At 47.9% G+C, this 26,150-nt stretch carries 20 protein-coding genes; 16 read left to right on the top strand and 4 right to left on the bottom strand.

Annotated elements, in window-relative coordinates; genetic code table 11:
- The first annotated feature begins 1 nt into the window (after position 1).
- The 9 genes from SK34_RS06250 to SK34_RS06210 are packed head-to-tail and all read left to right on the top strand — an operon-like array spanning position 2 to position 10,432.
- Positions 2–559, top strand: a complete 558-nt coding sequence (locus SK34_RS06250) for a polysaccharide biosynthesis/export family protein (RefSeq protein WP_003037180.1) — start codon at positions 2–4, stop codon at positions 557–559.
- A 2-nt stretch (positions 560–561) separates the two neighbouring features.
- Positions 562–2,691 (top strand): GumC family protein, encoded by a 2,130-nt coding sequence (locus SK34_RS06245; protein ID WP_048232647.1) that lies wholly within the window; start codon positions 562–564, stop codon positions 2,689–2,691.
- The gene (locus tag SK34_RS06240) at positions 2,688–3,899 is read left to right on the top strand and encodes a lipopolysaccharide biosynthesis protein (protein ID WP_032938083.1); all 1,212 of its coding nucleotides are present in this window, start codon (positions 2,688–2,690) and stop codon (positions 3,897–3,899) included. The genes SK34_RS06245 and SK34_RS06240 overlap by 4 nt, the downstream gene beginning before the upstream one ends.
- A complete protein-coding gene (locus SK34_RS06235; RefSeq protein ID WP_048232645.1) occupies positions 3,896–5,266 on the top strand; it encodes a hypothetical protein in 1,371 nt (456 codons plus the stop codon). Before SK34_RS06240 ends, SK34_RS06235 begins: the two co-directional genes overlap by 4 nt.
- A gap of 4 nt (positions 5,267–5,270) precedes the next feature.
- On the top strand, positions 5,271–6,260 hold the full coding sequence (locus tag SK34_RS06230; RefSeq protein WP_032938081.1) for a glycosyltransferase family 2 protein: 990 nt from the start codon (positions 5,271–5,273) through the stop codon (positions 6,258–6,260).
- 14 nt (positions 6,261–6,274) lie between these two features.
- Positions 6,275–7,486: a glycosyltransferase family 4 protein gene (locus SK34_RS06225; protein ID WP_044699634.1), complete on the top strand. Its 1,212-nt coding sequence runs from the start codon at positions 6,275–6,277 to the stop codon at positions 7,484–7,486.
- A gap of 1 nt (position 7,487) precedes the next feature.
- Positions 7,488–8,600, top strand: coding sequence for a glycosyltransferase family 4 protein (locus SK34_RS06220; RefSeq protein ID WP_032938077.1), 1,113 nt, complete (start codon positions 7,488–7,490; stop codon positions 8,598–8,600).
- 2 nt (positions 8,601–8,602) lie between these two features.
- Complete coding sequence (locus SK34_RS06215) at positions 8,603–9,010, top strand: hypothetical protein (protein WP_032938074.1); 408 nt, start codon at positions 8,603–8,605, stop codon at positions 9,008–9,010.
- A 30-nt stretch (positions 9,011–9,040) separates the two neighbouring features.
- Positions 9,041–10,432, top strand: coding sequence for a DUF4832 domain-containing protein (locus SK34_RS06210; RefSeq protein WP_048232643.1), 1,392 nt, complete (start codon positions 9,041–9,043; stop codon positions 10,430–10,432).
- A 46-nt stretch (positions 10,433–10,478) separates the two neighbouring features.
- On the opposite strand, the gene galE is transcribed toward SK34_RS06210, so the two are convergent.
- From galE to SK34_RS06195, 3 genes are all read right to left on the bottom strand, one after another.
- Positions 10,479–11,495: a UDP-glucose 4-epimerase GalE gene (galE, locus tag SK34_RS06205; protein WP_044699629.1), complete on the bottom strand. Its 1,017-nt coding sequence runs from the start codon at positions 11,493–11,495 to the stop codon at positions 10,479–10,481.
- Positions 11,496–11,562: 67 nt separating this feature from the next.
- A complete protein-coding gene (locus SK34_RS06200) occupies positions 11,563–12,501 on the bottom strand; it encodes a glucosamine inositolphosphorylceramide transferase family protein (RefSeq protein ID WP_044713272.1) in 939 nt (312 codons plus the stop codon).
- 215 nt (positions 12,502–12,716) lie between these two features.
- Positions 12,717–13,352: a carbonic anhydrase gene (locus SK34_RS06195; protein ID WP_003037157.1), complete on the bottom strand. Its 636-nt coding sequence runs from the start codon at positions 13,350–13,352 to the stop codon at positions 12,717–12,719.
- Positions 13,353–13,610: 258 nt separating this feature from the next.
- Here SK34_RS06195 and SK34_RS06190 point away from each other — a divergent pair, with 258 nt between their 5' ends.
- Positions 13,611–14,120 carry an anti-virulence regulator CigR family protein gene (locus SK34_RS06190; RefSeq protein ID WP_003839750.1) on the top strand — a complete coding sequence of 170 codons (510 nt, stop codon included), beginning with the start codon at positions 13,611–13,613 and terminating at the stop codon, positions 14,118–14,120.
- Between the two features lie 78 nt (positions 14,121–14,198).
- On the opposite strand, the gene SK34_RS06185 is transcribed toward SK34_RS06190, so the two are convergent.
- Entirely contained in the window at positions 14,199–15,947 is a 1,749-nt protein-coding gene (locus SK34_RS06185) for a sigma-54 interaction domain-containing protein (RefSeq protein ID WP_044713271.1), read from the bottom strand.
- 381 nt (positions 15,948–16,328) lie between these two features.
- Between SK34_RS06185 and dpaL the strand changes: the two genes are divergently transcribed.
- The 6 genes from dpaL (at position 16,329) to SK34_RS06155 (ending at position 26,116) form a co-directional block, all read left to right on the top strand.
- The gene (dpaL, locus tag SK34_RS06180) at positions 16,329–17,543 is read left to right on the top strand and encodes a diaminopropionate ammonia-lyase (RefSeq protein ID WP_008321489.1); all 1,215 of its coding nucleotides are present in this window, start codon (positions 16,329–16,331) and stop codon (positions 17,541–17,543) included.
- 32 nt (positions 17,544–17,575) lie between these two features.
- Positions 17,576–18,760, top strand: a complete 1,185-nt coding sequence (locus SK34_RS06175; RefSeq protein ID WP_003839756.1) for a YgeY family selenium metabolism-linked hydrolase — start codon at positions 17,576–17,578, stop codon at positions 18,758–18,760.
- 67 nt (positions 18,761–18,827) lie between these two features.
- The gene (locus SK34_RS06170; RefSeq protein WP_003839758.1) at positions 18,828–20,420 is read left to right on the top strand and encodes an N-acyl-D-amino-acid deacylase family protein; all 1,593 of its coding nucleotides are present in this window, start codon (positions 18,828–18,830) and stop codon (positions 20,418–20,420) included.
- Positions 20,421–20,498: 78 nt separating this feature from the next.
- On the top strand, positions 20,499–21,785 hold the full coding sequence (locus SK34_RS06165; protein ID WP_003839760.1) for an MFS transporter: 1,287 nt from the start codon (positions 20,499–20,501) through the stop codon (positions 21,783–21,785).
- Positions 21,786–22,254: 469 nt separating this feature from the next.
- Complete coding sequence (gene evgA / locus SK34_RS06160) at positions 22,255–22,869, top strand: acid-sensing system DNA-binding response regulator EvgA (protein ID WP_003839762.1); 615 nt, start codon at positions 22,255–22,257, stop codon at positions 22,867–22,869.
- 4 nt (positions 22,870–22,873) lie between these two features.
- Positions 22,874–26,116, top strand: coding sequence for an ATP-binding protein (locus tag SK34_RS06155; RefSeq protein WP_048232642.1), 3,243 nt, complete (start codon positions 22,874–22,876; stop codon positions 26,114–26,116).
- The last annotated feature ends 34 nt before the right edge of the window (positions 26,117–26,150 follow it).

The raw sequence follows: 26,150 nt of genomic DNA, 5'->3' as shown, positions 1-26,150 counted from the left end.
AATGAAAATAATAGAACTGTGCGCGGTTTTGCTTTTCAGTATCCTGTTGGTTGGATGCACAACGTCCAGCCCGCGATTAATGGACGATCCTGCTACTGTTCAGCAGGATTACCGACTTGGGGCGGGGGATACGGTCAATATCGCTGTTCATGGTCAACCCGATATGACGATGCGGTTTATTTTGGATAAGAGTGGGGAAATTAATTTCCCATTTGTTGGTGCTCTTAAATTACAAGATAAAACCGTTGATCAAGTGACAAAAGAATTAACTCAACGCCTGACCGGAGATTATTTTACCACTCCGATGGTGACGGTGAGCATTGCCGAGTTCCGCAAATACTATGTTTCAGGCGAGGTGAAAAGTCCAAATGGCTTCGCCTATGAGCCAGGGCTTACCGTCGAGAAGTCTATTGCGCAGGCGGGTGGGTTTACAGACCGTGCGGACCGTCAAGATATCAACATTCGTCTGTCGGGTAGCAATCAGCTGCTTGAGAATGTCGATTTAACGCACTCTGTTCATCCAGGGGATGTCGTGATTATTGGCATGGGGTTCTTCTAACGATGAAACTATCTATAGTGGAAAACGGCAAAAAACGAGAAAGCAGTGTCGAATTCTCCCGCTTTGCCAAAGAGCTGAAAAAGAACGCCTGGAAAATCGCGCTGGCCGGTATCGTTGCTGGGGTCGTCGCGTATCCATTAATCAGCATGATGTCCTCAAAGTATGTTTCAACGGCGACGGTGCTGATTAAGGCGCAAGCTGATAACGTTTCTCCGTTTCCACAGGTTGATGGTTTCGATTCAACGCGTAGTGGTTACTACGAAACACAATATGCGTTGATGCATTCACGTATTGTGCTGGAGAAAGCCATACGTGATATGAAGCTGGATGAAAACCCGGAGTTTACCGGGGAAAAAGCCGGTACTCGGGGGGCTGATAGCAATGAAAGTCGGCAACTGAGAATGGAACAAGCGCTGAAAACGCTGGCGAAAAATCTGAATGTCATTGGTATTCGTACGACGAACCTGGCGTCTATTACCTATGAATCAACGTCCCCACAGGTTGCGGCTGACATTGCGAATGGCGTCGCGCAGGCTTTCATCAACTACACGGTGGAGCAGAAGCGTCTGAAGGTGGAGCAAGCTCGTAAACTGAATTTTGAAAAAATGGAAGAGATTCAGACGTCGATAGCTAAGCAAAAAGACGAGATGGACAACTATCTGAAAAATGCCGGGCTGCTGACCTTCCGTGGAATCGATGGTTTTGAAACCGAGCAGCTAAGTATCGTAACCAATCGCCTGGCCGATGCAACTCAGCGTCGGGTTGCCGCTGAATCCGTCTATAACGAGGTGAACGGGGGAGGTAAGTCCATTGAGAGCGTTATCTCGCTGCCTTCGGTCTCTAATCATGCGCAGATCCAGGATTTGCGCATTGCGTTGATTCAGGCGCAACGAACATTGTCCGAACAGCGTAAAGTCTACGGGCCAAAAAATCCCGCCATTTTAAAAGCAGAGGCCGATGTTCAGTCGATCCAAAACCAGACTGGACGAGTATTGGGTGAGCTGAAAGTCGGTTTACGCCAGCAATATCTGGCGGCGCTGGCGGACGAAAAAAACTATCAACAGCAGGTGACTGAGCAGAAAGAGATCTTCCAGAAAATGGCGTCAAAACGGGATGCCTGGAACAGTCAAAAGCTGTCGTTAGATAAAATGGAAGACCTGTATAAATCGCTTTATCAACGTACTCAAGAGCTGTCGCTGTCCGGTGTGAATGCTGATGCGGTGTTATACGACCCTGCGGCACCCGCGTTAAAACCGGCGAAACCGAATAAATCTTTGCTGTTGCTGATGGTGGTCATGCTGGTGGTGGTGTTCAGCATCATGTATTTCATTGTTAAAGCGGCAATGGATAACTCAATCGGTACTCTCAGTCGCATGAAAAAACGGCTCAATGTTGCTCCGCTGGGTGAAATCCGTCGTTTTAGCGGAACCTCAGGGCGCGCGCAGGTGCGGGACATGATCATGAAGAACCCGCTGAATGCCGATATTGTGCACGGTATCCGTACCCGGATTATGCTGGATAATCGACCTTTACAGACGCTTGCCGTGGCGTCGACGGAGCACGGTGATGGGCGTTCTTTGTTGGCGAATCTGTTAGCTAACTCTTTTAGTTTCGACCAGAAAACACTGCTTATTGATGCGGATTTCTTTAACACTGACGGACTCTCTTCTGAACTGGCGTCGGTAACATCCGCAGGTTTGGCGGAACTGTTGCGCGGGGAGGTTCAGCTTGAAAAGGCGCGGATTACGCTCAGTGATCATCTCGATTTTATTCCGCACGGCAAGACAACCATCTCTTCTTTACTGATGCTGTCGTCGGGGCACGTTGAGCCCTTAATGCGTGAACTGAAATCGCACTATCAGCGCATTATTATTGATGTCGCTGCTGTGAATCAGAGTCAGGATGTTCAACTGATTAAACGCGCCGTTGATGGGGTGATTTTCATCGTGAAAGCGGGGACGGGGTCCGCCGGGCAAATCGCCAACGCGCTGGATAAGCTGGAAGAAAATAACGGCGTGGTAATTGGCGCGGTACTCAATGCGGTTGAAGAAAAAGATCTTGAGACGCAAGAAGGTCTGCGTTCACTGAACTTCAGTACCGATCAACTGATGACCACGCCAGGCCGCGTATGAGTCTACTGAAGAGCGCTTCCACAATAGCCGGTTCATCAGTCATCTCGCAGTTGATTGGTGCACTGTCTATTTGGTTGATTTCACACAAGTACGATATGGCTGAGGTGGGGCTTTATGCACTCAACTACAGCATCGCCGTGGTGGGCGCTCAGGTGTGTACCTTTGCATCACAGCTGTTAATTCCTAAACAGCAGGATGACGAACTGGTACAGAATGTTGTGTTTTGCCTGATCCAAAGCACGATCATTGCCTTACCTTACGCCGTGCTCACCGCGTGGCTGTTTCACCAGAACATCCTGTTTCTCTATTTGCTGACGTTGGCAACGGCGTGGGTTTTGATCTCGGAAAACCTGTCGCTACGCACGGCCAACTTTCGTTTTCTGATTTTCCAGCGTATTTCTGTTTCAGTGGTGGTATTACTTTCGGTTCTGATTACGCATTATGTACAGCTGTTTTATTGGTCGTGGGCCTGCGCGACGATGGCGCTGACCATAAGCTGTATTTTGCATTCGTTTGATATTCGTTCGGTGGCAGCCAGACATCTGCGACCCGCCAGTAATTGGCATTTTTTCAAACAGAATATTCATCACATTACCAAAGTGGGCAGTGCGGAAGTGCTGGCGATGGCCAGCAGCAATTTGCCGATTATGCTGATTAACTTTTGGTTCTCGGCGCTGACGGCGGGTTATTTTTCCGTGGTTAGCCGCTTTTGCCTGGCACCGGTGGTGATCATCGGCAACGCGGTACGCAATACTATTTTCTCCAAGTGGTCTATCGACTTCAGAAATAATACCTTTAACTATCAGGAATATACCAGGGTACGTATGCTATTGCTGGTACTAGGGGTTATCTGTACCCTTGGGGTTTTTATTTTCTATCCGATTGTGATGCGCCTCGGTTTTAGCGAAGACTGGATTAACTCCATTGAGACGTCGCGCTACATGTTGCCCTATTTATTCCCTGCGCTGGCGATAAGCCCTCTGACGGTGATAGAACTTATTTTTGGTTCCCATCGCTATTTTCTGCGTATCCAACTGGAACAGCTGGCGATTGTACTATTCGCTTTTGTCGTGACGCCCTATTTTTATAAAGATTATGCAACGTCGGTCATCTTGTTTTCTTCACTGACATTTATTCGCTACGCCTTCATTTATCTGAAAATGAATAAGCGAGCCAATCTCCTGAAAGACAAGCCGGTGATAATATGACACTGAATACCGGATACTATTTACAGATTTATACTTTTGTCACGCTGATCCTGTGTGGCTTGGTGCAATACTTTACCGGTATGCAGTCAGTGCTGTGGATACCTTTTTTCCTCACCTTATTGATGGTGGGATTATTGGTGATGCAGACGCGTGATGGCTCGCTGCAACTGGATGCGCAAGAGACGATTGTTCTGGCGTTGTATTTCTCGTTCCTGGTACTGGCTGGGACATCGACGTTGATTCAGGGCGGGATCACCGTCGCGATTGTGGCATTTAAAAACGAAATTGCATTGTCGCTGGTGATGATCTGTTTGCTACTAGGGTTTTGCCGGGAGTCGCAGATTTATCGTGTAACACGCTATCTGTACTGGGTTTTTTATGCGCAGATCCCGGTAATGATTTATCAGGTTTTACTGGTCGTTCCCCAGCGCGTCGCGGTGCGCGGCGAAGATGAGAAATGGGACTCCGTGGTTGGCACGTTTGGCGGTGACCCCATGGGGGGCGGGAATACTGCCGCAATGGGGCTGTTTTGCCTGTTAATTATGTTGTTAAAAGTCTCCGAATATAAGCATGGGCTCACCACGTTCAAATCCATGGCGCTGCATATTGTTCTCGGTATCGGGTTATGCATAATTGGTGAAGTGAAGTTTGTCATCCTGCTATCTCCAATATTCCTGGCGTGGGTGTGGCTCTCACCGAGCTACGTCAAAGACGTTAGTAAGGTTAATCTGAAGACGTTATTGGTTATTGTGGCGGGAATGCTGTTGCTCATTAGCCTGTCGATTGTGATCCTCGCGTACTATTATTCTACGGCGTTCGGTGGCGATCCATCGAAAAGCTCGTTAAGTATTTTTATCGACTCCTTAAGCTATATCTTTGATCCAAACTACATTATGTCTACCGGTGAATTAGGGCGCTTTACGACGTTCCTGTTCTGGTTGAAAAATAACGATCTGTGGGGGCTTTCAGGAACGTTATTTGGCTACGGACTCAACGCCACTAACAGTGGTAGTACGGTGTCGCCGGGATTTTTGAATATTATCTACAACTTAATTCTCGACTCGACTTCCCTGAGTATGCTGCTGTGGGAAGTGGGGGCGATTGGTACATTACTCTTTGTTAGCTTATTCATTTATATCCTGAAAGTTTGTCAGCCAAAGCCATTACTGAGACTTGAACAACTGGACCAGCAGGATCTCCAGTTGCTGAGTTTTGCACCGGCGTTTAACGCTTTTGCTATCAGTTGCTTAATTAGCTTACCTTACAGCCAGATACTGATGATTACACCGATGTTACAATTCCTGTTCTATTTATCACTAGGTGCAAGTTTAGTGATTCGTCGAACCGTCCTTCGCTGCGTAGGGTAATTGTATGGACAATAAACCGTTTATTTCAGTGAGTATTAAAACACTCAATGAATCTGAATGTATTGAGAAGACGATTGACAGCATCCGTAAGCAGCTTATTGACTATCCACATAAAATTATTGTGGCAGATAGTCTCTCAACGGATAACACCCAACAGCTTGCGATCGATAAAGGGGTGACCGTAGTGTCCTTAACTGACCCTGGCGATCGCTGCTGTGGCGTCGGGCACCAGTTAGGTTATCTGTATAGTGAAGGGGAATATCTGTTGTTGATGGACGGCGACATGGAGCTGGAAGAAGGATTTGTGGATCAGGCAGTCGCCTTTTTGCAGGCTGAACCAGAATATGCAGGCGTTGCGGGAACCGTTGAAATGGATGATGCCGTTAACTATGAATTTAAGTCTCGTAAGCAACGCATTAATAAAATCTATCCGCTCGGGGATAGCGACCATTTAGGCGGTGGTGGATTATATCGTCGCTCTGCGATTGAGAAAGTTGGTTATCTGACTAATCGTAATTTGCACGCGTATGAAGAGGCTGAGCTGGGTCTGCGTTTAATCGAAGCGGGCTATAAACTGCGGCGTCTGGATATTCCTTATTTTATTCATACTTCGCATACCATGCCGACCTTTCAGATGCTCAAGCACCGTTGGAAAAGCGGATACTATCAGGCCCCTGGCGAGCTTTTACGTTGTGCTTGGGGAAAACCTTATTTCGGCAAAGCGTTAAAAATGGTCAGGAACGAGGCGATTTTTTCTGTTTACTTGATTGGCTTGTTCATTGCGGCGGTGACCTTCAATCTTGAACTTTTCGACATTGCATTTCTGCCCTTACTTGCATTTATTGCCCTGAAAACCGTACAGAATCGATCGTTATTAAACGGCCTGCAAAGCGTAATGAACCTGGCCGTGCTTTCTGCCGGGCTGGTTAAAGGGTTGACTAAACCAGTACGCGATCCGTTGACTCCACCCAACAGTAAAATCATTCATGAATAACCGGGGCAGGCGCCATGAAAGTATTATTAGTTAACAAGTTTTTTTTCATTAAAGGCGGCGCGGAAACGGTTTATTTTCAAGAGCGCGATATGCTGAAACAGGCCGGAGTGCAGGTTATTGATTTCTCTATGCATCATGATAATAATCTCCCCTCGGACTATGCGGATTATTTCGTCAGCAATGTGGACTACCACAAAGAGAGCAATCTGCTGGGCGGTATCAAAACGGCGGTTAACTTTATTCATAATTCGCAGGCCTGCAAAAAAATGCTGGCGCTATTAGAAAAAGAGCGCCCGGATATTGTCCACTTTCACAACATCTACCATCAGTTAACACCGGCGTTGATTAAAGTTGCGCGTAATTTTGGCAGCAAAACGGTGCTGACTGCGCATGACTATAAGATTGTGTGCCCCTCGTATTCCATGCTGCGCGACGGCAAAGTGTGCGATTCCTGTATTACCGGGACGGTTTTCAATGCCTTCAGGTATCGTTGCCAGGAAGGTTCAGCCTCAAAAAGCTTACTGCTCTCCCTGGAGGCAACCTGGCAGTACATTGCACAAAACTATCAGGCACTGGATGTGATTATTTCACCGAGTGTTTTTTTACGAGGTATCCTGCTGCGTACGCTGCCAAATTCGCGCATTGATGTCATCGTCAATGGCGTTGATGACAGTCGTCCCCTGGCCGAAGTAAGCGATGAGGGCTATATGCTGTACTTTGGCCGTCTGAGCCGTGAAAAGGGCGTGGCAACGTTGTTGGAAGCGCATAAAAAAATGCAGAACAGCGCGCCGCTGAAAGTTGTGGGGCACGGTCCGTTGCATGATGAATTAGCCGCCAAATACCCTGATGTTGAATTTTTAGGTTATGTGCAACAAGGAGAAGCCCTCGACAAGCTTATTAAGCATGCGCGAGCGGTGATCCTTCCTTCTGAATGCTATGAAAACTGTTCTATGGCGATATTGGAAGCGATGTCTTTAGGCAAGCCGGTTATTGGATCGCGCATTGGCGGCATCCCGGAACAAATTCGTGACGGTATCGAAGGGATTTTATTCGAACCAGGCAATGCGCAGGAGTTGGCAAATGCGATGGACGCCCTGGCTGACTCGCAAGAGAAGGCGCGGAATATGGGCTTACATGGCCGTGCGCGGTTGAGTGAAAAATATGCGCTCAGTAAACATATGGATACCTTACAGGCGTTGTATAAAGAACTGCTGAGCAGGCCATAGAATGAGTAAAAAAATAACGGTTTTTGGAACGCGTGGTATTCCCGATGTATTGGGCGGTGTGGAGACACACTGTCAGAATCTTTATCCTGCCATTAAGCAGCAGTTCGACGCGGATATTTGCGTGATTGCTCGCTCGCCATATGTAAATTACAAACGATCGGTCTATAAAAAAGTCGAAACCTACGCGCTGTGGGCACCCAAAAAGCGCTCGCTGGAAGCTATTGTCCATTCCGTTTTAGCGGCGTTTAGGACACGTATCGACCATTCGGATATTGTGCATGTCCATGCTATCGGCCCTGGCCTTGTGATCCCACTCTTACGCGTGATGGGTAAGAAGGTGGTTTTCACCCACCACGGACCTGATTACGATCGTCAGAAATGGGGTTTCGTTGCAAAAAAAATATTGCTGCTGGGCGAACGTTGGGCGGTGAGATATGCCAACGAGGTGATTGTGATTTCTGAAGTTATTAATCAACTGATCCAGAAAAAACATGGTCGCTATGATGCGCATTTAATTCACAATGGCGTAAATGAGCCGCGGTTGTTATCAGAGCTCACCATCGACAATACACTCTCCCGCTTTGGGCTGCAGCCGAAAAATTATCTCGTTGTGGTTGGGCGGTTTGTGGAAGAAAAAGGGATGCATGATGCCATTGCCGCCTATCAACACAGTGGTTTGACCATGCCGTTAGTGTTAATTGGTGATGCGGATCATCCAACCGAATACAGCATTCGCCTCAAAAAGCTTGCCGCCGACACGCCTGGTGTCGTGATGACCGGTTTCTTACGTGGTGATGAGCTGCAGGCGGTGTTTTCGCAGGCCAGGCTATTTGTGATGCCTTCATACCATGAAGGATTGCCCATTGCGCTGCTGGAGGCAATGTCATTTTCTCTTCCGGCCGTCGTCAGTGATATTCCTGCTAACCTTGAAGTTCAACTGCCTGCCGAGACCTATTTTAAGGTGGGAGATGTAACCGGTCTGGCCGAAAAATTAGGCCAAGGGGTAACAGCAAATAGCGTGGACTATCGTGTATATTTGCAAAACTACAATTGGCATGAAATCGCCAAAAAGACGGTTAACGTCTATCACTCAATTGATAAAGATATAGGTTAATTTTGACCAGTCCTCAAAATCGTCCCCCCGTCATCGAACGATTTTATACTCATCTTGATGAGACGATTGCGCAGGGGTTGACCCCTGAACAAAAAGAAGGGGTGGAAAATGCGATCCTGGCCTCGACGCTGGCTTCGCGGCATCAGATCGATATTCGCAGAAGCTTTCCCTTTTTCAGTAAGCGTTATTATCTGGTTTTTTTGTTTGGCAGAGATTTACGCCGCCAGCACCGCCAGGAATCGACCCTGTCGAGAATGTTGCTCACTTTTTTGCTGCTGATTGCCGTGCTGTTCGTCACCTGCTGCGTATTGTTGACGCTGTATATGATCAAATCCGCGTTAGGTATTGATGTGTTCCAAAATTTTCACGTAGGTATCTGGGATTGGTGGTTAAGTCTGAAAAACCACTAGCGTTAACAAACCTGTGGAGGCATTACTGCGATGAAGTGTAAATGGGTTTCTGCGCTGTTGTTAATGTCCTTTCCGTTAACGGTCATCTCCGCATTAACGACCGTAACCCCCAAAGCATTAACTGGCCCGCTGACCAATCCGGGGATTGGCGTGGCAAGTTTTCATCAGGGATACGGTGAAACGCTGGGGCTGGCGGACTATCCCAATACCGGATTTGAATACGACCGTTTTTACTGGCGGGACCTGGAGCCAGTCGAAGGCCAGTATAATTTTGCGTTGGTGGATGATGCCTTCAAATACGCGGCGGCACATCGTCCAGCGATGAATGTCGGGCTACGATTTATGGTACTGGCAGAGCCGGAAAGCGGCTCGCAAATTCCTGACTGGCTGATTAAAAAAGGCGTGAAAGGTACCTGGACGCCGGATAAAAAGACATTTGCCCCGGATTTAGACGATCCTCTGTTTATTCAATACAGCCAGCGTCTGTTGAACGCATTTGGTAAGCGCTACGATGGTAATGAGAATCTCGCGTTTGTTGATATTGGCATGGTGGGATCATGGGGAGAATGGCATAACAGCAACTTCCCGAACCTGAAGCCATTACTGGAGCGATACACCACGGCGCAACTGGATCGCTACGTCGCGATGCACTTTTCTGCTTTTCCGGTGACGCCAAAAACCATGCTGATAAGCGGCGGACAAAGTCTGGCGAATGCGATGGAGCGTGGGGCAGGATGGCGTGCGGACTGTTGGGGGGACCTGCGCGTATTTTCGGACTCCTGGAACCATATGACTGATGATTACCCGCAGCGATTGCTGGCTGCGCAGCAGAGTTATTCAGGGTTCAACGACGCCTGGAAACGTGCGCCGGTCAGTCTGGAAATCTGTTCATATATGCAAGACTGGAAGAATACTTTTCATTATACGCGTGCCGAAGTGCAGGGTATTTTTGACTGGGCGGTCAAACAGCACGCCAGTACCATTAACCTGAAATCGAGAGCGATACCCAGCGACTATCGACCGATTGTCGACGATGCGCTGACCAAATTAGGCTATCGATTTCGCCTGGCGTCCCTGAGCCATGAGTCCGTGTGGGACAGCGGACAAACGCTGACATTGGACAGTACCTGGTACAATGAGGGTATCGCTCCGATTTATATGCCTTATATGTTGGCATTCCGTGTTGTGGACAATGCTAATAAGGTGGTGGCTCAGGGGAATTCCGCGGAGGATATTCGCCGCTGGCTCCCCGGTAAGTATCAGGTCAGTTATGCGTTATCTATGCCAGGTCGACTGGCAAAAGGGCAGTACGCGATAGAGGTTGCGATGTTGGATAAGTCGGGTGCGGCGAGAATTAACTTTGCCAACGAAGGGAAGCAGAGCAGTGGCTGGTATCGCGTATCAACGATTACTGCACGCTAGCCCCTTACGGCAACGAGCCTGACCGTCAGGCTCGTTACAGGGCATATCAGATGTTATAACCATTCGGGTTATTTTTTTGCCAGTTCCAGGTGTCACGCATCATTTCATCAAGGCTGTAGATGGCCTTCCAACCGAGCTCTTTGTATGCCAGTGACGGGTCAGACCAACATTCGGCAATGTCTCCGGGTCTTCTGGCGACAAACTGATAATGAATTTTGGTCTGGGCCGCTTTCTCAAACGCCTTAATCAGATCAATCACGGAATAACCGACCCCGGTACCGAGATTAATCACCTTGTAGGCAGCGCCTTTGTTCTGGCAATCAAGCGCGGCTAAATGACCAGTCGCCAGATCCATGACGTGAATATAATCACGCACGCCGGTTCCGTCAGGGGTTGGATAGTCATTACCATACACCGATACGGTTTTAAGCTTACCAATCGCGACCTGGGAGATGTATGGCACCAGGTTGTTTGGGATACCGTTAGGATCTTCACCAATGCGACCCGATGGATGGGCGCCGACCGGGTTGAAATAGCGCAGACAGGTAATGCGGAAATCAGGTTGCGCACGTGAGAAATCGGCCAGAATCTGTTCGACCATTAATTTAGAGGTGCCGTAGGGATTGGTGGTACCGCCCGTACGTGATTGCTCGCTCAACGGCACGCTTTCCGGATTACCGTATACCGTAGCTGATGAGCTAAAAATGAATCGGTTAACGCCTGCGGCCAGCATCTCATCCAGTAAAACCAGCGTTCCGGTGACGTTGTTTTCATAGTAGGCAAGAGGTTCTTTTATCGACTCGGAAACCGATTTGAGCCCTGCAAAATGAATGACATCGGTGATGTGATGGTTGGTAAAAATGTTTTTTAAGGCCTGTCTGTCGAGAACATCGGCGATATAGACAATGGGTTCCTTTCCGGTAAGTTCCGCGACCCTGTCCAGCGATATCCGACTCGCATTTGCCAGATTATCGATGACAACGACATCATCGCCTCTTTCCAGTAGTGATAAAACAGTATGTGAACCAATATAACCTGCACCACCTGTGACAAGAATTGCCATACAGACTCCAGAAAAATGCTAGAAACCCGAACAATTTTCTACCAATGTCACCTGAGAATCCAGTGAATCAGTTGTGTTGCCGGGAAAGGTAGATGTTTCTGTATTTTACCATAAATTTATATGATAGTTTTTTTAAGATAGCCAACAGACTGAACTTATTGATTTTTGTATCATAAGCAATGTAATTATTTGAGAAATTCAGCGTATGAACACCGTCACTGTGGTTGATCGATGAATTGATTTGTTCGATCAGATTCTCATCAAAGTTAATATCGTTAAGTGTAACTAGTTCTTTGATATAGATAGATTTTCCATAAGTTTCGGGCGTGCATTCCTGGGTGAGGAAGTACATTTTATTATCGACAAGATAAGGGGTACCAGCTCCTCGATGATGATGATTACTCACCTTTAATGTAGGGGTGATCCGCTGCCACTGACCGTGAAGATGCTCTGCGGAATGAATAATTATTTTATTATCCATGGTGGTCGACAAAAGATAGCAAGTCTCATTTATTGAAAGAAAAATGTTATCTGTGACTTCGGTGTCAGAGAGTAGAACTTTAATTTTCTTCCAGCGCGCAGGAAACTCTACCGACTGGAACAGGAGCACTTCTTTTCTTTCTGATGATTCCGGGATCATGAAGAGTTGATTGTTGATATTAATCAGAAAAGGAAATGACAAATGACACCTCAGGTCGTCAAATCCTTCAAGTTTCACATCATCAATTTCAGTTAGTTCACGATCAAGAATGCGGCAGCGGAGCGTGCCTTTCGAGTTGCGGAAGCTAAAAGCTTCATAAAAAACATACAGTTTGTCGTCTTTTTCAATAAGAAAAGGATCGGCCTGAAACGTATATTTCTTTTTTAACTGCTGCGCAGCAGATTTATTCAATATTTCCAGCGTGTTATCAGGAAATAAGTGTGTACCATGATCCTTAATAATCATGATATCCCACGACTCATGATAGAATAACATGTTTATTATTCTTTTTATTTTCGCTTGCATTCGTACCTGCTCCTTTTTATCGCTTGCACCATGTATGAACAGCTACTTGCGGGGCAGCTCATGAGACTTGTCGCAATGTAGCAATGTTGTATGAATGTGCGAAAACCGCGTGGTAACACCTGCGGTTATTTTAATGTTAGTGACAAGGATGTTTTTTGTCCATAGCACCAAAGTAGGTAAAAATTATCCAGAGCATCCTTGCTCCAGTGGAAGAATTACTCGAAATGCACCTGCGGGTTTTCAGCAAGGGAAACGTAGGTTTTGCTGTTTTTATCCAGGGTACGGATTTCACCGCTTTCGATGTCATATACCCAGCCGTGCAGACGAAGAGCATTATTTCTCAGTCCAACCGCGACACAAGGATGCGTTTTAATGTTGTTGAGCTGCGCGATAACGTTCTCTTCCACCATGGCGTTAACTTTATCGATTGGGTTAGCCCAGGTTTTTTTCTCGACCACGGCTTTCGCGGCATCGGCATAGTGCAGCCAGTGAGCCACAGCAGGCATCGGATCCAGAGGCTGGCTATCGGCGATGGCTTTCATCGCGCCGCAGTTGGAGTGTCCGCAGATGACGATATCCGTCACTCCAAGTGCCACAACCGCGTATTCGATGGTTGCGGATACGCCACCCGGTTCCGGGCCGAAAGAGGGGACGATATTACCGGCGTTGCGGATAACGAAAAGCTGTCCGGGATCTTGCTGAGTAACGAGTTCTGGCACCAGGCGGCTATCGGAACAGGAGATGAAAAGCGCTTTAGGATTTTGGCTGGATGCCAGGCTGCGAAAGAGTTCCTTGCGTTGAGGGAAAATCTCTTTTTGGAAGTTGAGGAAGCCCTCAATGATATGTTGCATAGCAGTGTCTCTTTTCTCTGTTTAAGCAGGTTATGATGAAGATCACACTTTCCAGTTTAACACCAGCCGACAGAAGAGAAAGACTTTATAGCAGTTCTGCAACATCTTTGGCTAACTTTTCTCCACCGCGGCGAGGCGAATAGCGTGATGTGTGCTATGTGCTTTCCCTTTTTTGCCAATAAATCGGAGTTGTAGCGATAGCCAGCATTCACGCGATACCGTACATTTTTATATGTATCCACATTTTAAGGAATCATCATGTCCAGACTTCGTGCTTTAGCAACAGCTTTAGTCGCCGTTGCCGCGATGACGATGTGCGCCACCCCAGTATTGGCCAACCCCGGTAATGGCAACGGCAATGGTAATAGTGGCAACCATGGAAATAGTGGCAACCATGGAAATAGTAGCAATCATGGTAATAGCGGGAATAAGGGCAATAGCCAGAAAGGCAATTCGCAGGCAGAACAACGTAAAAATTATGGTAAGCCGGACCATGTTGATAGTGACATCAGCTATAACGTGGCCAGACAGTATGCCGTCAGATATGGTTTGACGGGCTATAAGTCACTGCCTCCGGGTATCGCCAAAAATCTGGCGCGAGGAAAGCCGCTTCCTCCGGGGATCGCTAAGAAAAGTGTTCCATCCTCTATGCTGAACCAATTGCCGTATTATCCAGGTTATGAATGGCAGGTTGTGGGCGACAATCTGGTGTTGATTGCACTGAGTACGGCGATTGTCACCGCGGTAATTAATGGTGTGTTTGATTAAGTATTTTCGGGCTTAATGTGCTCTGTTCTACCGATGAGAAGCCCGCGTTGTGCGGGCTTCTCAGTTAATAAGGAAAGCTTACAGTCCGTACAGTTTTATTTTTCTATAGAGCGTGGCAATGCTGATCCCCAGTTCTGTCGCGGCTTGCTTTTTTCCCTCAACGCTTGAGCCGAATCGCTGGATGACGTTTTCGATAGCCTCCCTTTCCGCCTGTTTTCCTTTGTTGGCAAGCTGTCGGGGTTGCGCGGTCATCGTCGTTTTTCTACCGTCAGCGGCGGTAAGCAGGTAAGGGGGAAGATGGCTGGCGTTGATCCCAGCGGCTTCTCCGCGCATCACAAAAATGTATTCGATCACGTTGCGTAATTCACGAATGTTGCCCGGCCAGTGCCAGGCATAAAGGCGATTAATAACGTCATCAGGCAGTTTTTGCGGTGGTCGCTGGTAACTGACCGAAAACTCATCGGCAAAATACTGTGCGAGGACTGCAATATCAGCCCGGCGTTCACGCAGGGAAGGAAGTACCAGAGGGACTACGTTCAGGCGATAGAAAAGATCTTCACGAAACTGATTATTTTCCACCATCGCGTTAATGTTTTTGTTAGTTGCGGCAATAATGCGCACATCAATATTGATGGTGTTATTAGAGCCAACGCGGGTGATCGCCTTTTCCTGCAATACCCTGAGCAGCTTGGCCTGCAGGTGTAGTGGCATATCGCCAATCTCATCCAGAAACAGGCTGCCGCCGTTGGCCAGTTCAAATTTCCCCATTCGCCCTTTAGGATCAGCCCCGCTGAATGCGCCGCGAACATAACCAAACAGTTCGCTTTCCAGCAGTTGTTCTGGGATAGCCGCGCAGTTGATTGTTACGAAAGGCGCGGCTTTACGGGGACTGCTCTGGTGAATGGCAAATGCCACGACCTCTTTCCCCGAGCCACTTTCCCCGGTGATGAGCACGCTGGCGTAACTGTTGGCGATTTTACCTATGGTACTTCTGAGCTGTTCCATTGAGGGAGAGTGACCAATTAGTCGTACCTGTATGTCGGACTCATAAGGGGATGGAGTAAGGTTACTCAGGTAGTCGTGTGCATCACGAAAGATAACCATGGTTAAGCGATCGTTATCCTGTGAGGAGAGCGAAATTTGTTTGCACAGTACATGATGTTTCTGACCTTCAAGCGTCAGCCACGCTTCTTCATCGCCATACAGGCTGTCCCCGGTTGTTTCAATGGTCAGAGGTAATCCCTGAACCTCACGGTTGAGGATGCGATCAGCTGAATGATTGGCATGCCAGATAAGACCCTTGCCATCAATCGCTACCACGCCGCGGTCCATGGCATCGATCAGACGCCGAAATGCGCCAAGCGTTTCCTGTGCGCGTAAACGTTCCAGGCATTCAAAGACCTTACTGGAGATCATTACGGCGATTTGCTCAATAAAGGTGACAAATTTATCAATCTGGCTCAGTAACGTGTCACGCTGTGCCTGGGTTGAGCAAATAATCCCGATCACGCCAATCACGCGATTATTGAGAAAAATAGGTGCGTTCAAATCCAGCATTTCAGAACAGTAGTGGTGTTTTTCACATAACTGACACAGCGGATGCTCGCCGGGGTTTTTGATCAGTACTGTTTCTCGCACCTGCAATACGTGACGATAAATGTAGCCATTTTTGGCCACGTTCTCATTGAGCATATGCCGGTATTTCCCGGTACCCGCGATGCGCATTAAAGATTCATCAATGATTTCAACGTCCGTGCCCGTTATGCCAGAAATAGCGTCGGCGTAATTGCATATATCATCCTGAATATTGCTGAGTACTGAAATCATGGTACTTCTCCGGCGGTGTGTCACATTTCTCAAGGAAAATGATAAATAGGCGAAACAATGCAAAAATGATTTGCGAAAAATCAATCTACCACGCTGTTTTTGAATGTTTTTCTTATTTTATCTTCCGCGATCACACTATTTATCAATGATGAGAATTTATCAAAATGAGGCGATAAACTGAGGCATTGATATTTTTGGTTGTCAATTTCAAATTTCATTTAATTTATTGAAATTAAAGCCTTTATTAAAATATTTATAAGAATTTACTCAATTCATAAAAAGCTGGTAAGTATTTTGCTCTATTGCCAATACCGATAACGGAAATATCTCTGTATTGCACCGATTACAGGGAATGAAATACCAGGACAATGAGGTTTTATGATGCAGGAAAACTTATCATTTTTTATCAACCAGACACCGTTTACCGAACATCCGAACGCGCCGCTGGCACCGTTTAGCCGCCAGGAACTGGTAAAAGCGTTGAATTTTCATCGGTCTATTCCGGGCTACGCGCCGACGCCGCTATATACGCTACCGGCGCTTGCACAAAAACTGGGCGTAAAAAATATCTACCTCAAAGATGAATCTCAGCGTTTTGGCCTGAAAGCCTTCAAAGCGCTGGGTGGCTCCTATGCGATGGCGTGCCATATCGCTGAATTAGTTGGTAAGGATATCAGTGAACTGCCGTTTGACGTGATGACCAGCGAAGAGGTACGCCACGATCTGCAAACCGTCACGTTTGCTACCACCACTGATGGCAACCACGGTCGCGGCGTGGCATGGATGGCGCGCCAACTGAAGCAAAACGCCGTAGTTTATATGCCAAAGGGCTCTTCGCAGCAACGTCTGACCTCTATCCGTAACGAAGGCGCTACCGCTGAGATCGTCGATATGAACTATGACGATGCGGTTCGTATGACCGCAGAGCAGGCCGAAAAGTATGGCTGGATTGTCGTGCAGGATACCGCCTGGGAAGGATACGAAAAGATCCCGCAGTGGATTATGCAGGGCTACGGCACGCTGATGCTGGAGGCGATAGATCAGCTGCATCAGGTTGCGCCGACTCACATTTTTGTGCAGGCAGGCGTCGGCTCGTTCGCCGGCATGGTTCAGGGAATGGTGACGGCAGCCTGGGGGGAGAATCGCCCGAAAGTAATCGTCGCCGAAGCGTTAATTGCCGATTGCCTCTACCGCTCAGCCCGTTCGAAAGAGGGGGATGCCATTGCGGTGGGCGGTGATTTACAAACCGTGATGGCCGGTCTCGCCTGCGGTGAGGCGAACAGTATCGGCTGGAAACTGCTGCGCGACTATGCCAACGCATTTGCTTCCTGCCCTGATGAAGTTGCAGCGTTAGGCATGCGCATGTTGGGCAACCCGCTGGCAGGCGATCCGCAGATTATTTCGGGTGAGTCAGGTGCGGTTACTACCGGTCTGCTGGCGCTGTTGATGACCTCACCTGAACTGGCGCAAACGCGTGAGCAACTGGGGCTGGATGCGCACTCTCGCGTGCTGTTAGTCAGCACCGAAGGGGATACCGACCCGCAACAATATCTGGATATTGTCTGGGGCGGACAGTACCCGGGCATCAACAAATAATTCCCTGATTAAGAGATATAACGGAGAAACCCATGTTATCTGCAAACCGCATTGAAGAAGTCATTAAAAACTGTCAGGCGCTGATCCAACAAAAAAGTTATTCCGGTCAGGAAGGTGAAGTGGTTAATGCCATAAAAACAATGATGCAGCATTACCAATTCGATGACATCCACGTTGATAAGTACGGCAACATTGTTGGCGGTATTGTCGGCAACCAGCCAGGGAAAACGTTGGTTCTCGATGGTCATATCGATACCGTGCCGGTGAACGAAGAGAAGTGGTCCCGCAACCCATACGGCGGCGATATTGAAGATGGCAAAATTTATGGTCGCGGCACAACTGACATGAAAGGTGCCGTGGCGGCGATGATCTCCGCCGTGGGCTTTTTCGGTCAGGACAATCAGCGAAATTTTGCCGGGAAAATCTACGTTGCGTGCATCGTGCATGAAGAGTGTTTTGAAGGTATTGCCGCTCGCCTGGTCAGCGAGCGCTATAAGCCAGACTACGTGATCATCGGTGAAGCTTCCGAGTTAAACCTGAAAATTGGTCAACGTGGCCGCGCTGAAATTGTGGTCGAAACCTTTGGTAAACCCGCGCACTCCGCTAACCCGCAGGCGGGGATTAACGCGGTGTACAAAATGGCGCAATTGATCGACAAAATTCGCACGATCACGCCGCCAACGCATCCGGTTCTGGGGCCAGGCATTCTGGAACTGACCGACATTAAATCTTCGCCGTACCCGGGGGCCTCGGTGGTACCGGATTACTGTCGCGCAACCTACGATCGCCGTTTGCTGGTGGGTGAAACCAAAGAAAGCGTGATTGCTCCGCTGGAAAATGCGCTTGCGGAACTTATTGCTCAGGATCCGCAGTTTAAGGCCCGAGTGTCCTACGCGGTGGGTCAGGAGTCTTGCTATACCGGCGCCACTATTGAGGGAGAGCGGTTCTTCCCTGGCTGGGTGTACGACGAGTCCGACGAATTCGTGCAGGCAGCGTTGGCGGGCGTTCGCGAGGCTGGCTTTAATCCAACCATTACGCAGTACTCATTTTGTACCAACGGCAGCCACTATGCGGGCGAAGCGGGAATCAAAACCATCGGCTTCGGTCCTTCACGAGAAAACCTGGCACACACCATTGATGAGTATATCGAGATCGAGCAATTAACCGGCTCGGCCAGCGGCTATTACAGCATTATCCAGACACTCTATCGCCAATAAAAATAAAGATAACCACCTCTTACCTTACAGGCGGTGTAGCTCAGCAGCACCGCCATGGAGAATAACGATGAAAACCATTTTCAAAAACGGAAATGTAATTGATGGGACGGGCAGTGAAGGCAGAATTGCCGATGTGATGGTTGATGAAGGACGTATTGTCGCAATCGGCCAAATTGAGGTTGGTGTCAATGAGCAGGTTATTGATGCAACAGGAAAAATAGTTTGCCCTGGCTTTATTGATACCCATACGCACTCTGACCTGTCAGCCATTATTAACCCCGCGCTGTCGGCAAAAATTCGTCAGGGTATCACCACCGAACTGTTGGGCCAGGATGGCGTCGCCTTAGCACCGCTACCGGAAGAATATATTCCAGCCTGGCGTAAAAATATCGCCGGACTGGACGGTGACACCGACAAAATTGACTGGAAATATAAAAATACAGACGGTTATCTCAATCTGCTGGCATCGCGTCAGCCGGCGACAAACCTCGCGTATTTAGTTCCTCATGGCAACGTGCGCATGGAAGCGATGGGCCTGGATGGGCGTCCTTCGACCCGTGAAGACGTAGCGAAGATGTGTGAGGTCCTTGAGCGGGAGTTAAAAGCCGGGGCATTTGGACTTTCCACTGGTCTTATCTATATGCCTTGCGCCTTTGGTGATACTGCCGAAATGATTGAACTGTGTAAGGTCACGGCGAAATATGACGGGATTTTTGTGGTGCATCAGCGCAGTGAAGCTGACGATATTATCAACTCAACCCAGGAACTGATTGATATAGCCACAGCCACCGGCGTCTGGCTGCATATTTCGCATATGAAGGTTTGCGGCAAGAAAAACTGGGGGCTGATCGACCAAATGCTGGGCATGCTGGAACAGGCGCAGAAAGAGGGGATTCGTATCTCTTTCGACCAGTATCCGTATGTGGCGGGCAGCACGATGCTCGGCGTGATCCTGCCGCCCTGGGTTCACTCCGGTGGTACGGACAAATTACTTGAGCGTCTCGCCTCGCCCGAACTGCGCGCCAAAATGATTGACGATATTCAGCAGGGTATTCCTGGCTGGGATAACTTTATCGATTTTGCCGGTTTGGACCAGATTTTTGTCACCAGCGTGAAAACGGCAAAAAATCAGGATGCTGTCGGTTTGAACCTCGTCCAGTTGGGCGAGCTGCGTGGAAAAGATCCGTACAACGCCACCTTCGATCTGCTCTTTGAAGAGGAAAACGCCGTGGGGATGGTCGACTTCTACGGTACCGAAGAGCACGTGATTAAGTTTCTCTGTCGACCTGAACAAAACGTCTGTACCGATGGCTTGATGGGGGCTGGCAAACCGCACCCGCGCGTGTTTGGCGCATTCCCTCGCGTGCTCGGTAAATATGTCCGTGAAGAGGGATGTTTGAGCTGGGAAGCGGCAATCCGCAAGATGACGGGGAAACCTGCTGAAGTATTGGGTTTGCAGGATCGCGGACTGCTGAAGGTCGGTTATGCAGCGGATATCGTGATGTTCGATCCGAACACCATTGCGGATAAAGGCACTTTTGTTGAACCCAATCAGTACCCGGAAGGGATTGAAATTGTCATGGTTAATGGGCGCATTGCCTTAATCAATGGCACGGAAAGTTATGCCTGTAGCGGTACGGTTATTAGAAAACAATATTAATAAATAACGCTAAACACGCATGGATCTATCGCGACTATTTATGGCCGCGGTAGATCACTACACCCTAAGGACATCACAATGAACCTACAAACGTCTTTACCTTCAGGTAAACCCAAGACCTGGAAAGCAAGATATACCGTCCTGACACTGATCTGGCTGGCGTGGCTGCTCTCTTTTCTCGACAGAATGGTGATGAGCGTTTCACTCCCTTATATTGGCAAAGATTTAAATCTTGATACGACTCAACAAGGTTTAATTATTAGCGCCTTTTTTATTGGTTATGCCGCGTTTCAAATTCCCGGAGGATTACTGGCGGATAAGTTTGGCTCGCGAAAAATCATGGCCATTGGTATTGCATGGTGGTCTGTGTTCACCAGCTTAACCGGCGCTGTGCTGACGCTGCCGCTGATGTTAGCAGTACGTTTCTTCTTTGGTATCGGTGAGGGATGTTTCCCGTCGGCCTCATGGAAGATGATATCAACCTATTTCCCGTCGAAAGAACGTGGCCGCGCCACGGCGATTCAGTCAACGGTAAACACCTTAGGCCCAGCGCTGGCGGTAGTCGTGGCGGCAAGCATCATCGGGGCATTTGGCTGGCACATGGTTTTTATCGTGCTGGGTATTCCCGGTCTGTTTATCGCCGCAGGTATCTACTTATTTACGCGTGACAACCCGAAAGATCACCCTGCCATTACGCAACAAGACCTGGCGGAGCTGGCTGCTGACGACCAAGGGAGCCTGCAAAACACCAGTGCTATCGCGTTTAAAGACGTACTCAAAATGCCGGTGCTCTGGCAAATGGCCAGTATCTGGTTTTTGTTTGATATCACCTTCTGGGGTTTTTCAACCTGGCTGCCAAGCTACCTGATTACCGTACGAGAGTTTTCTCTGGCAAAGACCGGTGTCATGGCGGCCATTCCCTTCCTGTTCGGGGCCGGTGGAACATTATTAGGCGGTTATTGCTCAGATAAATTCAAACCCCAGCGTAAAACGCTGTATGTCGTAACCTCTGTTATTGCCGCGGGTTTCCTGTATCTGACCTTCAGCGTGAGCAGTGCAGATATGGCGGTGGTTTATCAGTGTATTTCAGCCTTGTTCATGTTCTTCGCTATGGCAACGTTCTGGGGTATTCTGATGGATACCATTCCCAGCAACATCATGGGGCGGGCATCCGGTATTGTTAACTTTGGCGGCCAGATGGCAGGGGTTGTATCAGCGCCCATCATCGGCTGGTTGATCCAAAGCAGCGGCGGAAGCTATAACAGCGCCTTTATCTTTATGATTGCCGCACTGTTGTGTTCTGCCGTCGTTACACTGACAGTCAAAAGCTCGCATGCAGTAGGGGCATTGCCCAGTAAAGCCTGATTAATCGCTGCCTCCCTGTGGCACTGCTGCTCCAGAGCTGCAGGGAGTTTCTCTCTAAATTCAGCAGGTTTGTACTCTTGTTCTCCATATTTGACCTGGTATGAAATTTATTTTTAGATAGCTATTCGCATATCCCCCTCGCAGTTCTGATGAACAATATCCCGGTTATATGTCCCAAAGCATTAAGAATAAATCATAATAAATGAGAGATTTGTCCTACGTGTGTAGGAATATTCCTTTTATGTTGTGTTAATGGTTTGATATTTAGATAGGCTCAAGGTTTAAAATTTGTAAATTACAGTGTTGCGTTTATACCTTGTTCTGCATTTTTTATAAAAAATGAATAAAATATACGCGTGAATATGTTAGGATTTACCTGATAAAGCCTTATTTTCAGAAATTATAATGTTGAAGGCTCGCCTGCTCTATAGCCATCGCCTCTCTTTATTTATCGGGATTCTTATACGCAATGAACGCGATAATCGTTGACGATCACCCATTGGCACGCATTGCCATCCGCAACTTACTCGATACTAATGGTATCGCTGTGACCACCGAACTCGACAGCGGAGATCAAGTGGTTCAAACCGTTGAAAAAACTAAGCCGGAGCTGTTGATTATCGATGTAGATATTCCCGGTATCAGTGGCATCGAAGTGCTGGAGCAACTGAGAAAGCGGCACTATGCTGGTGTAATCATTATCATTTCAGCCAAAAATGAATTTTTTTACGGCAAACGTAGCGCCGAATACGGTGCCAACGGATTTGTGAGTAAAAAAGAAGGTATGAATAATATTCTTGCCGCAATCGAAGCAGCAAAAAATGGCTATAGCTATTTTCCCTTTTCCCTTGAGCATTTTACTGGTTCATCCGTCAGCGAGCAGGATAAGCTTGATACGTTGTCGAATCAGGAAATGAGAGTATTGCGTTATATCCTTAATGGCATGGATTACAGCTCAATTGCCAGCAAAATGAATATCAGTAATAAAACGGTGAGTACCTATAAAAGCCGGTTGATGGAAAAATTAGATTGTTCATCATTAATGGAAATTTATGATTATGCGCAGAGAAATAAAATAGGATAGAGTAATGCTGGAACGCTTGTTTATTTTTTTGATGGTCATATTTACCATCGGGTTGTCTACGGGTGTAAGCTCAGCTCGGCAAGTTGAGCTAAAAAGTAATTATAATACTTCAGTACAAAATATCAGCTTGAACAGGGAAGAAACAAACTGGTTAGCGCATAAAAAAACCTTGGTTGTTGGTACCTGGTTACCTGAAGTCTCCCCCATTGTTTATCAAAATAGCGGCGAATATTATCGGGGGGTTAACGCAGATTACCTCGCGTTAATGCAAAAGAACCTCAATCTAAAAATCATTATAAAGCAGTATGATAATGAGCAAGAGGCGCTGGCCGCGCTCGCCAATAACGATGTTGATACGCTGATAACCCAACTGTCCCGACGCCAGGATGTTGGCGGAAATTTGTTGCGTACTTCGGTATTGCTGACGACGTGGCCGACGCTTGTAACATCGCTAAAAAACACTATGCTGCCGCTGACCACGAACCATCAGGTTAGCGTCGCGTGCGTGCGGGATTGCCCTTTTCTCGATGTTATCCAGGGGGCCTTTCCTGAGGCTAAAGTCTCATTTTATGACGACGAGTATCAGGCCATGGCCTCGGTAGTGAATGGTGATAACCAATATTATATTGGTAACAATATCACCAGCAGCCATTGCATCTCTCGATACTTCTCACAATCACTGGTTATTACGCACTACTTTGATAAGCAAGAACAATATAATTATTTTGTCGTTAACGAAGATCAGCCTGTATTAAGAAATATTCTTGATGGTTTCATTACGTCAATCAGTAATGAAATTCATATGCAAGTCATGCAGAACTGGCTGAACCGCGGCAACCTTGCCTATCTGAATGCACCTATACCTTTCACCACTCAGGAAAAAGCGTGGTTGAAGAAAAAGCATGTCATCCGCATTTTAATCAACCCAGATTACCCGCCCTATACGCTGGTCGATCGCAGCGGTGAATTACGCGGTATTCTTGGCGATTTACTGAATATTATTCATCTGCAAACGGGGCTCGATTTTGAACCCATTTTAGCTAACTCTAAAAGTGAGCAGACAAAGCAAATAAGCGGCGAACAGTGGGATATGTATCCCACTATCACGCTCACTCATCAAAACCCGCACAATTCGACCTTTAGCGATCCTCTGATGAATGTGGCATTTGTGATGATCACTTCCCATGAGGAAACCGCCGACTCGCTACTGGAGAGGCCGATACGTATTGCGCTACCAGCCGGGCATGTACTGGAAAGCGAGCTGAAGCAACGCTATCCGCAGGCCACCTGGGTTAATGCTGATACTAGCAGTGTTGCGATGGTCATGGTCAAGGAGGGCAGCGCTGATGCGGCAATTGCTACCGAATTGTCAGCAAGGTTTATGGTCGATCATTACTATCAGAAAAATATGCACTTTTTTAGGCTTCCAGATATGCCTGGTGCCTCTGTAAGTTTTGCGATTTCTTCTCACGAGCCTATGTTGAAGTCTGTTATGGATAAAGCGCTACAGGCCATACCGCCACGTGAGATTTTGCAGATGACGGAGAAGTGGTCGAAAATTTCCAATACGCAAGTTGATTTATGGAGTCGATATAGCAAACAGTTCTATCAACTGGGGATATTCGCGCTGCTGCTGATAGCGATTAGCCTGATCTGGGGGATCTCACTCTTCCGTGAGGTAAAGAAAAGGAAACTATCTCAGCGGCTACTGGAAGAGCAGCTTCATCTCAAAGAGGCATTATCTCAAGAACTGGAAAACGAAAAGAATAAAGCGATTGAAGCAACCAAGGCCAAAAGTCGCTTTCTGGCGAGTATGAGCCATGAATTACGTACCCCAGTAAGTTCGATTGTTGGCTTTGTGGAATTACTGTCGAGTTCAGAACTCAGCCCGGCACAGCGAAAAGAGGCGATTGCCCTTACCGGGGCGACAGCCCAGTCATTGCTTGGGCTGATCGGTAAGATTCTGGATCTGGATAAGATTGAGTCTGGTAAATACCAGGTTGTTCCTCAATGGACGGATCTCTCGCAGCTCATTGAATTGCAGTGCCACTCTTTCGATGCTTTAGCCAGACAGAAAGGAATTACGCTGGCTTGCGTTAGCCAGTTGCCAGCAAACGAACGGGTATTTGTCGATCAGCAGGCTTTGCGGCAAATTCTCACCAACCTGGTAGGTAATGCGTTGAAGTTTACCGAGCAGGGCAGTATTCATGTGACGGCCCGTTTGACGCCTGACGGGGAGAATCACGGTACCCTGACCATTGCCATTAGCGACACCGGTTGCGGGATTAGTGAAGAGGAGCAGGCGGGGCTGTTTCATCGTTACGCTCAGGGGCGTTGCGGGCGTCAACAAACCGGTTCCGGTCTGGGATTATTTATCTGTAAAGAACTGGTGACGCTGATGGGTGGGACGCTGGAGTTGATGAGCGTCCCGTTGCAAGGAACCACGTTTACCATAACGCTGCCGGTTGAAACGGCTCGACAGTCGATTGTACCGGATGGCGATGCGCCTGGTACTCTGTTACCACTTCCGTGTCTGTCTATTTTGATTGCAGACGACAACCCAACCAATCGCCTGCTGCTTAAGCGACAGTTGAATGCCATTGGCTACAACGTGGATGAAGCGTGTGATGGGGAGGAAGCAGAAGCAAAACTGGCAAAAAAATCGTACGATCTGCTGATAACCGATGTAAATATGCCGAAAAAAGACGGGTTTGATCTCGCGGCTTCGCTACGTCGTCAACAGCCGAATTTACAAATATGGGGACTGACGGCCAGCGCACTTCCACAGTCACGCGATCGATGCCTGCAAAATGGTATGAATTTGTGCCTGTTCAAGCCTGTGTCGATTCAGACACTGACACATGAGTTGAGTAAAATCGAAACCGGTTATTCGTCTCCTTGTTCAATCCGGCATTTGAAATTCAATGTGTTGACGGAGAATACCGGCGGCGATCGCGCACTAATGAACGAGATTCTCGAGACATTTCGCGAGGCAACGCTGAATGATATACAAGCGGCTGAGAAAGCTGTTCTGCAAGATGAACCTCAGCTGTTTTTGCGCGCTCTTCACCGGTTGCATGGCTCGGCGCAAATTCTGGGCATCACTGCGCTACAAAACCTGTGCGAACCTTTCGAATCCAGACGACCTGACGATCTTCCTCTGGCAGTACGCCAGGAGGCATTGCAGAAGATTATTGCTGTTATGCGGGAAATTGAGATTGAGATAGACAGTCTGATTAGCCATTAATCCCCCTGATCGGGTGGCCGTAGCTGCCCGATCA

The sequence above is a fragment of the Citrobacter sp. MGH104 genome (assembly GCF_001034485.1).
GTDB classification, from domain to species: domain Bacteria; phylum Pseudomonadota; class Gammaproteobacteria; order Enterobacterales; family Enterobacteriaceae; genus Citrobacter; species Citrobacter freundii.
Note: the sequence above shows the minus strand (reverse complement) of the source record. Positions and strands in the feature narration are given on the sequence as shown.